Below are 7709 nucleotides of genomic sequence, written 5' to 3'. Positions count from 1 at the left end.
GGGTGGATGCGGTAAAGGTCGCCCTAAGAAGCAGAAAGCAAGCGAAATCCGTGAGGAAGTCGCCTAAGAGCTTTGCTTTTAGAATCCCCCACTTGAGTGAAAACGAAAGTGGTGGGAGTATGTCAAATTCCATTTATTTACTTCAGATAAATATTGTGCTTCATCTTCCTGTTCATTAAACAGGCTGCGTTGGCTTGAAACAGCTAAATAATCGACCCCAAGATATTCATTAAAGACCAGTACACAGGCATAAATTTGGTCTTGTTCATATTGCTCATAGAGTTGGAAAAACTCTTGAATGAGGGTGTTTTTCAGGTTCTGAATATGTTCTAACATTTTATCGGCTTACTTTTTATTTTGGGATTTATGTTTTGAGCAATTGTTGTTTATATTTTGCTCAACCTCATGATTGTGTCAAAGCTGAGAAAAATGTCAATAAGACAAAACAAATTGTAGTCAAAGCTCACTTAAGTTGTTAAATTGTAATTAAAATCAATTCATAGAGGTGGGCTATGAGTGAATTAAACAGTGCACTAAAAGAAGACCAATTCTATAAAACACTTTTGGAAACCACGAATGCAATTCCGTGGCAGATTAACTGGAAAACCAAAGCTTTTAGCTATATTGGCCCACAAATTGAGTCTTTACTGGGTTGGACGCAAGACAGCTGGAAAACTGCACAAGATTGGATTGATCGGATGCATCCTGAAGATCGGGACAAGACCGTGAATATGTGTGTGAGTCTGTCCGATCAAGGCACAGACCACGAAGCGGATTATCGTGCCTTAACCGCTACAGGAGATTATGTCTGGATTCGTGATGTGGTGCATGTGATTCGTGAAAATAACGAAACTGTGGCGATTATTGGGTTTATGTTTGATATTTCTGCGCGTAAACAAATGGAGTTGGAACTCGAAGCGTTGAGTCGCAAAAATCTGGCTTTGAGCTTACAAGACCCGCTGACCTTGGTTGCCAATCGAAAGGCGCTCAGTGAGCGTATAGAAAACGAATTTAAACGTGCTGTGCGTCATCAACATGCATTGTCTCTCTTGTTTATCGACATCGACCATTTCAAGCCTTATAACGACAATTATGGACATTTACAGGGTGATCATTGTTTGATTAGTGTGGCGCAGTTGCTTAAACAACACTTTGCGCGTGCATCTGACTTTGTGGCTCGCTTTGGTGGCGAAGAGTTTGTGGTGCTGTTGCCTGAAACACCATTGGCAGATGCTGTACAACTTGCTGAAAACTTTAGACAGGCAGTATATGCGCTGGAAATTCCACATACCAAGACAGGGGAGACGACCCAAGTTACTGTGAGTATTGGTGTAAATAGCTATCACCAAAATCAGCAGTATCACAATGTGGTCGATTTTCTGCATTCAGCCGATGAATTGTTGTATTTGGCAAAAAACAAAGGACGTAATCAGGTGCAGTATCTGACACAGTCTTGTGTTTAGTCGAAATCTGAAAAAACAGCAAGCTTCGTGCTTGCTGTTTTTATAAATAATTTCAAAGGAGCGGCTTAGAATTAAATGGCTTAAAAGTTTGGACGATAATCAAAACTTTGTGCTGCACTGTTGTCCCGAAAGGCGCGCACAGGTTTTTTCGCTGTGGTTGCAGTGTTGATCATGTTGTTGGGAAAGACCTGAATATAGTTATTAAACAACTCGACATTGCGGTTATAAATAGTAATCGCAGCACCGACATTTTCGTTCTGCTCATCAATTTCATGCATCATTTTTAAATACAATTGGTCGGCTTTGAGTTCAGGATAATTTTCGACCACCACATTCAAGCTGCGCATCAATTCTTTGCTCAAGGCTTCAACACGTTGTAATTGGCTGACATCGGCATTGTTGATGTTTAGGTTCATAATATTTTGGCGCAGTTCAGTCACTTTTTCTAAAGTGCCTTTTTCCATACCTGCATATTGTTCGACCACTGGCGCAAGTTCTTCAAGCGTTTTTAACTTCTGTCGTTCAAAACTGGTCACATCTGCCCAAGCGCGGATGGTGGCGTTGTGGTGGCGTACGATGTTGTTACGAATCATGATGCCCAGCATCACCAAGACGATGACAACCAAAAGAAAAATTGCGATACCCATGTTTTGCCCCAAGACGATTTTCTTAGTCCAGAAAATCAATCAAATCTGTCTGTAATTGTTCTAAATAAGGTAATTTAAAAGTGCGTAAGTGTCCACGCAATGCGGAAATATCTTGAATATTTTTTGCTTTACTGGAAATTTCAAACAAGTTGCGATTACCTAAAAAACAGAGCGTGTTCCGCTCAGGGTGAAATAACAAATCACCTTGCTGATGCTGAAAAAAATCATCCAGTTTTAACACCATTGCAGGGCTGAGCGTACGCGCCAGTTGAATTGCATCACTGCCAAAAAAGTTGAGTTTTTGATTCAGGCGAATGTCACTGGTATGCCACGGCACATGATAAGGCGCACCAAAGGTTTTATTGTTTGAGGTAACGGCTAAACCTTGTAGCTGCACATCAAAGACAAATACGCCCGATAAATGCCGCACCACTTCACGCACTTTATAGTCATTGCCATTTTGATCTTTAATGCGGGTTTCACTGACATAGCGATATTCAAAGACCAAAACCTGATGTTGCTTGCCTTGTTGATCTTGCCAAACAGTACTGGCGTAACGGCGAATTTCATTGGACAGATTCCCTAAATTAAACAAGGGAAACAGACTTTTTAAATGAGCAATCAAATAAACGGGTTGTAGGGTTCGGGCAAGATGTTGCGGTGGTTGCTGCCATGCCAGTTGATAGCGCTGTGCAATGCTTTCTTGTTCTAAAAAAGTGATGACTTCTTCAATGGGGTCGTCTTGTTCATAGGTAATAAATGCCCAGAAGATACAGCCTAACCCAATCAGCAAGCAGAATTGCAGCCAAATATTACTCGGTTGAATCAAGAGCAATAAACAGAACAACACACCTATAATGCCAAGCAGGACAGGCAAAACATTTTCAAACTTGAGGGTGATGTCATCTTGCCAAGGGTGTAAGCCATCTAAAATATCTTGATGGCTTTGTGCTTTTTTTCCAATATCCCATAACCGCGCGATATTACGAAATACCCGTTGATTCTTCTTGCGTCGAATATGAATGGAGTGTTGCACGGAATCGAGCGGCATGGCGGTTTCTTTTACAGTTTGAAAATTAAGTCTGAGCTTGATCAATCAGCATGGCATCGCCATAGCTAAAGAAACGATAGCGTTCCGCCACAGCATGTTGATACGCCCGCATGACATTTTCACGGCTTGAAAGCGCAGATACCAACATTAATAAGGTGGATTCAGGCAAGTGGAAATTGGTAATCAAACGATCCACCACTTTAAATTGATAACCTGGGTAGATAAAAATTTGCGTATCACCCGACCAAGCCGCAAGTTCGCCTGCATGGGCTTGAGCTGCACTTTCCACGGCACGGGTAGCAGTTGTACCCACTGAAATAACTTTATTACCTCGTGCTTTGGTTTCACGAATCAGCGCTACGGCAGCTTCAGAAACTTCACACCATTCACTGTGCATGATGTGATTGGCAATATCATCGGTACGTACAGGCAGGAATGTGCCTGCGCCCACATGCAAGGTCACAAAGGTTTTTTGAATGCCTTTATCTGCTAGCTGTTGCAGTAAGGCTTCATCAAAGTGCAAGCTGGCAGTGGGTGCGGCAATACTAGCGAGTTTTGTTGGGTCGTTAAATACGGTTTGATAACGCTCGGTATCAATCGCTTCTGCTTCGCGGTTAAAGTAGGGTGGAATCGGCAACTGACCGTAGGCATCCAATACGTCTAAAATAGGCTGCGAAAACTCGACAATAAATAAGTTTTCATGGCGACCTTGTACGGTCACTTTTACAGCATCAGGCCCAATAAACAGTTCTGCACCTGCTTTTGGTGAGTTGCTGGCTTTAATATGGCAATGGGCAATAAATTGATCTTGCAGACGTTCTACCAAGACTTCCACTGCACCGCCTGTGGCACGTTTACCTTTAAGACGCGCTTTCATGACTTTGGTATCGTTAAGTACCAGTAAATCGCCCGCTTCGAGTAAATTCAGTAGGTCGGTAAATTGATGGTCATGATACTGACCTTGAGCATCAAGATGCAGCAGACGAGAGGCGCTACGACTTGCTAGTGGGTAACGAGCAATGAGTTCATCGGGGAGATTAAAATTAAAGTCAGAAAGCTGCATGATAAAAACAAGTTAGAACACTGGGAAAACTGCGCCTAGTATATGCTTTTTTAGGTTTTATGGATGAAATTGGTCGATTATAAATCAAAAAAATGACAGCTGATTTAATTTTAAACAATTGCAAAAAACTTGCGTTGACAAGCTGTCAAAAAAGTTTATTATACCCATCAACACCTACCCGAGGTGGTGAAATTGGTAGACGCGGCGGACTCAAAATCCGCTGTCAGAGATGACGTGTCGGTTCGAGTCCGACCCTCGGGACCATATAAAGGAAAAGCCCTCAAGCATATTAAGACTTGGGGGCTTTTTTATTGTCTGTATATTAATGGGTTGTGCCATTTTTTAGCTCCAGTCTTAATGATTCCATTAGCCACAATTCAGGTGGTCACTTTGGAAAATGAGTACCCAAATGAGTACCTGATTTTTCATTGGTACTCATGGTGGAATCAGATGCTAAGCTTAAATTATTAGATCAATACAATAATCAAATGTGATTGATCGGGTGTCTTATAGGGCTTGTAGTACTTAAAAGCTTTATTCACTATCTAAAGCTACTTTGATGACATCTGCAATTGTCTCAGTGGTGACGCCTCTTTTTCGAGCATTCTCAGAATGGAGCCAAGTTGCTAAGTCTTTATTGCCTTTAGATGCATTGCAGCCAATACAGCACAATGCAATATTGGATAAGGTTGTAATTCTTATATCGTTGATAATGTGTTCCCAAGACTTCTTATTAGCTCTTTCAGTGCCAAACTTTTTGCCGCAATATACACAGCACAGGTCTCGCTCCAAGACCGCATCTTCTATGTGCTTTGGTATTCCCCACGAATTTGCCATTTTAGGTTTTCCTTATTTTATGGCTCTAGTTGAATGAAAAATCCTAACCTTTGATAACTCACATTCATAAAATTTAGATCTAAGCATAAAATGAAATAGTTGTCATAACACTATATAAATGAGGGTGTAAAAAAACCAGCGCCGAAGCGCTGGTTTTTTACATCACTAACTTAGGTTAGTTTTGCATCATCTTATTGAGCTGCATCAAGAGCAGCATTGAATGTTGCGCTTGGACGCATTACTGCATTCACTTTAGCTTGATCTACTGCGTAGTAACCACCGATATCAACCGATTTACCTTGTACTTCCGCAAGTTCAGCAACAATTTTGTCTTCGTTTGCAGCTAAAGCTTGTGCAAGTGGTGCAAACTTCGCTTTCAACTCAGCATCTTCATCTTGAGCAGCAAGTGCTTCTGCCCAGAATTTTGCCAAGTAGAAGTGGCTGCCACGGTTGTCCAGTTCGCCAGTACGACGTGATGGAGACTTGTCGTTATCAAGTAATTTGCTGGTCGCTTGATCAAGAGTTGATGCAAGTAATTTCGCACGAGTATTATCTTCTTTAATACCCATTTCTTCTAAAGAAGCAGCAAGCGCAAGGAACTCACCTAATGAATCCCAACGTAAGTGGTTTTCTTCAACAAGTTGTTGTACGTGTTTAGGCGCAGAACCACCCGCACCAGTTTCGTACATACCACCACCCGCCATTAACGGAACGATAGATAACATTTTCGCAGAAGTACCAAGCTCCATAATTGGGAACAAGTCAGTGAGGTAGTCACGTAAGATGTTACCTGTTACAGAAATGGTGTCTAAACCACGCGCAACACGCTCAAGTGTATAACGCATCGCACGAACTTGTGACATGATTTGAATATCTAAACCAGTCGTGTCGTGATCTTTTAAGTATTTTTGAACTTTCTTGATCACTTCGTTTTCGTGTGGACGGTACGGGTCTAACCAGAAAATTGCTGGCATACCAGAGTTACGTGCACGTGTTACTGCAAGTTTAACCCAGTCGCGAATAGGTGCATCTTTCACCTGACACATACGCCAGATGTCGCCTTCTTCTACGTTTTGAGTCATCAACACTTCACCAGTGTCAATATCAGTGATGTTTGCAACACCTGCAGCAGGAACTTCAAAAGTCTTGTCGTGTGAGCCGTATTCTTCAGCTTTTTGCGCCATCAAACCTACGTTTGGCACAGTACCCATCGTACGTGGGTCGAAGTTACCATTCCACTTACAGAAATTGATCATTTCTTGGTAAATACGCGCGAAAGTAGATTCAGGCATTACTGCTTTACAGTCGTAAGGTTTACCGTCAGCACCCCACATTTTACCGCCACCACGAATCATTGCAGGCATAGAAGCATCTACAATTACGTCGTTTGGAGAGTGGAAGTTGGTGATGCCTTTTGCAGAATCCACCATTGCAAGTGCAGGGCGGTGTTCTTGGCATGCGTGTAAATCTTCGATGATTTCTTCACGTAAAGAAGTTGGTAAGGTTTCGATCTTTTCATAAAGACCTGCCATACCGTTGTTGACGTTAATGCCAAGTTCTTCAAACAATTTACCGTGTTTTTCAAACGCTTCTTTATAGTAAATTTTCACACAGTGACCGAATACAATCGGGTGTGAAACTTTCATCATGGTCGCTTTTACGTGTAAAGAGAACAAAATGCCTGCTTCTTTACAATCATCCAATTCTTTTTCATAGAAGTCGCAAAGCGCTTTCTTGCTCATGAACATAGAATCGATGATTTCGCCATCAAGTAACGCTACTTTTTCTTTCAATACAATGGTTTCACCAGAATGAGTGATGAGTTCCATTTTTACGTTACGTGCGCGGTCAAGCGTCATTGATTTTTCGCCATGGTAGAAGTCACCTTCATCCATGTGTGAAACGTGAGTTTGTGACCATTGCTTCCATTCACCCATAGAGTGAGGGTGTTTTTTTGCATAGTTTTTCACTGCAGCAGGTGCACGACGGTCAGAGTTACCTTCACGTAATACAGGGTTTACTGCTGAACCTAAGCATTTACCAAAACGAGCGAGTAAAGCTTTCTCTTCTTCAGTATCCGCATTTTCAGGATAGTCAGGAATTGCATAGCCTTTTGCTTGTAATTCCTTGATACATGCAATTAACTGAGCAACTGAAGCACTGATGTTTGGAAGTTTGATGATATTGGTATCTGGATCTTGCGTGAGACGTCCAAGCTCTGCGAGGTTGTCGGCTACCTTCTGTTCTTCGCTTAGGTATTCCGAGAATTCAGAGAGTACGCGTGCTGCTACAGAGATATCACTCTTGACAATCTCGATGCCAGCAGGCTTAGTAAAGGTCTCAATGATCGGCAGTAGAGAGTAGGTCGCCAACAATGGCGCCTCATCGGTCAGTGTGTAAATGATTTTTGACTTTCCACCAGCCATATATAGCCCCTTGCTTTGATTGAGTTTTTTAGGAGCGAGATGATGACTCAGCCCCTGCGAACCGATTTGCCTAATTTAACCTTGAGAGTATCGACTCTCTATGCATTTCAGTCAACGTAATTACAGTGATGACGCCATTTCGCTACGAAATGATGTGTCGCATTTGTGCGAGTCAAGACACGGCTTAATGTAAAAATGAGCCTATTTAAACCTAAAAATCGC

7 protein-coding genes and 1 tRNA gene are annotated in these 7709 nt (G+C 42.0%); 2 read left to right on the top strand and 6 right to left on the bottom strand.

Annotated features, from left to right (window positions below):
- Nucleotides 1-78 precede the first annotated feature (78 nt).
- Entirely contained in the window at nucleotides 79-336 is a 258-nt protein-coding gene (locus FTU58_RS12565; protein WP_180062520.1) for a DUF4303 domain-containing protein, read from the bottom strand.
- Nucleotides 337-512: 176 nt separating this feature from the next.
- Here FTU58_RS12565 and FTU58_RS12560 point away from each other — a divergent pair, with 176 nt between their 5' ends.
- The gene (locus FTU58_RS12560; RefSeq protein ID WP_167846296.1) at nucleotides 513-1463 is read left to right on the top strand and encodes a sensor domain-containing diguanylate cyclase; all 951 of its coding nucleotides are present in this window, start codon (nucleotides 513-515) and stop codon (nucleotides 1461-1463) included.
- 80 nt (nucleotides 1464-1543) lie between these two features.
- Here FTU58_RS12560 and FTU58_RS12555 read toward each other — a convergent pair whose 3' ends face one another.
- The 3 genes from FTU58_RS12555 to queA are packed head-to-tail and all read right to left on the bottom strand — an operon-like array spanning nucleotide 1544 to nucleotide 4224.
- A complete protein-coding gene (locus FTU58_RS12555; protein WP_163141230.1) occupies nucleotides 1544-2110 on the bottom strand; it encodes a LemA family protein in 567 nt (188 codons plus the stop codon).
- Between the two features lie 22 nt (nucleotides 2111-2132).
- Nucleotides 2133-3161, bottom strand: coding sequence for a hypothetical protein (locus FTU58_RS12550; RefSeq protein ID WP_179988694.1), 1029 nt, complete (start codon nucleotides 3159-3161; stop codon nucleotides 2133-2135).
- A gap of 25 nt (nucleotides 3162-3186) precedes the next feature.
- Nucleotides 3187-4224, bottom strand: coding sequence for a tRNA preQ1(34) S-adenosylmethionine ribosyltransferase-isomerase QueA (gene queA, locus FTU58_RS12545; protein WP_180062519.1), 1038 nt, complete (start codon nucleotides 4222-4224; stop codon nucleotides 3187-3189).
- 177 nt (nucleotides 4225-4401) lie between these two features.
- Between queA and FTU58_RS12540 the strand changes: the two genes are divergently transcribed.
- Nucleotides 4402-4488, top strand: a tRNA-Leu gene (locus tag FTU58_RS12540).
- Nucleotides 4489-4758: 270 nt separating this feature from the next.
- Here the strand turns inward: FTU58_RS12540 and FTU58_RS12535 are convergent.
- Together FTU58_RS12535 and FTU58_RS12530 are read right to left on the bottom strand one after the other, a co-directional pair.
- Nucleotides 4759-5061 (bottom strand): HNH endonuclease, encoded by a 303-nt coding sequence (locus FTU58_RS12535; protein WP_180062518.1) that lies wholly within the window; start codon nucleotides 5059-5061, stop codon nucleotides 4759-4761.
- Between the two features lie 191 nt (nucleotides 5062-5252).
- The gene (locus FTU58_RS12530) at nucleotides 5253-7487 is read right to left on the bottom strand and encodes an NADP-dependent isocitrate dehydrogenase (RefSeq protein WP_167846287.1); all 2235 of its coding nucleotides are present in this window, start codon (nucleotides 7485-7487) and stop codon (nucleotides 5253-5255) included.
- Between the last annotated feature and the right edge of the window lie 222 nt (nucleotides 7488-7709).

This window comes from Acinetobacter sp. YH12120 (assembly GCF_013418795.1).
Lineage (GTDB): Bacteria > Pseudomonadota > Gammaproteobacteria > Pseudomonadales > Moraxellaceae > Acinetobacter > Acinetobacter towneri.
This window is presented reverse-complemented; position numbering and strand designations above follow the sequence as displayed.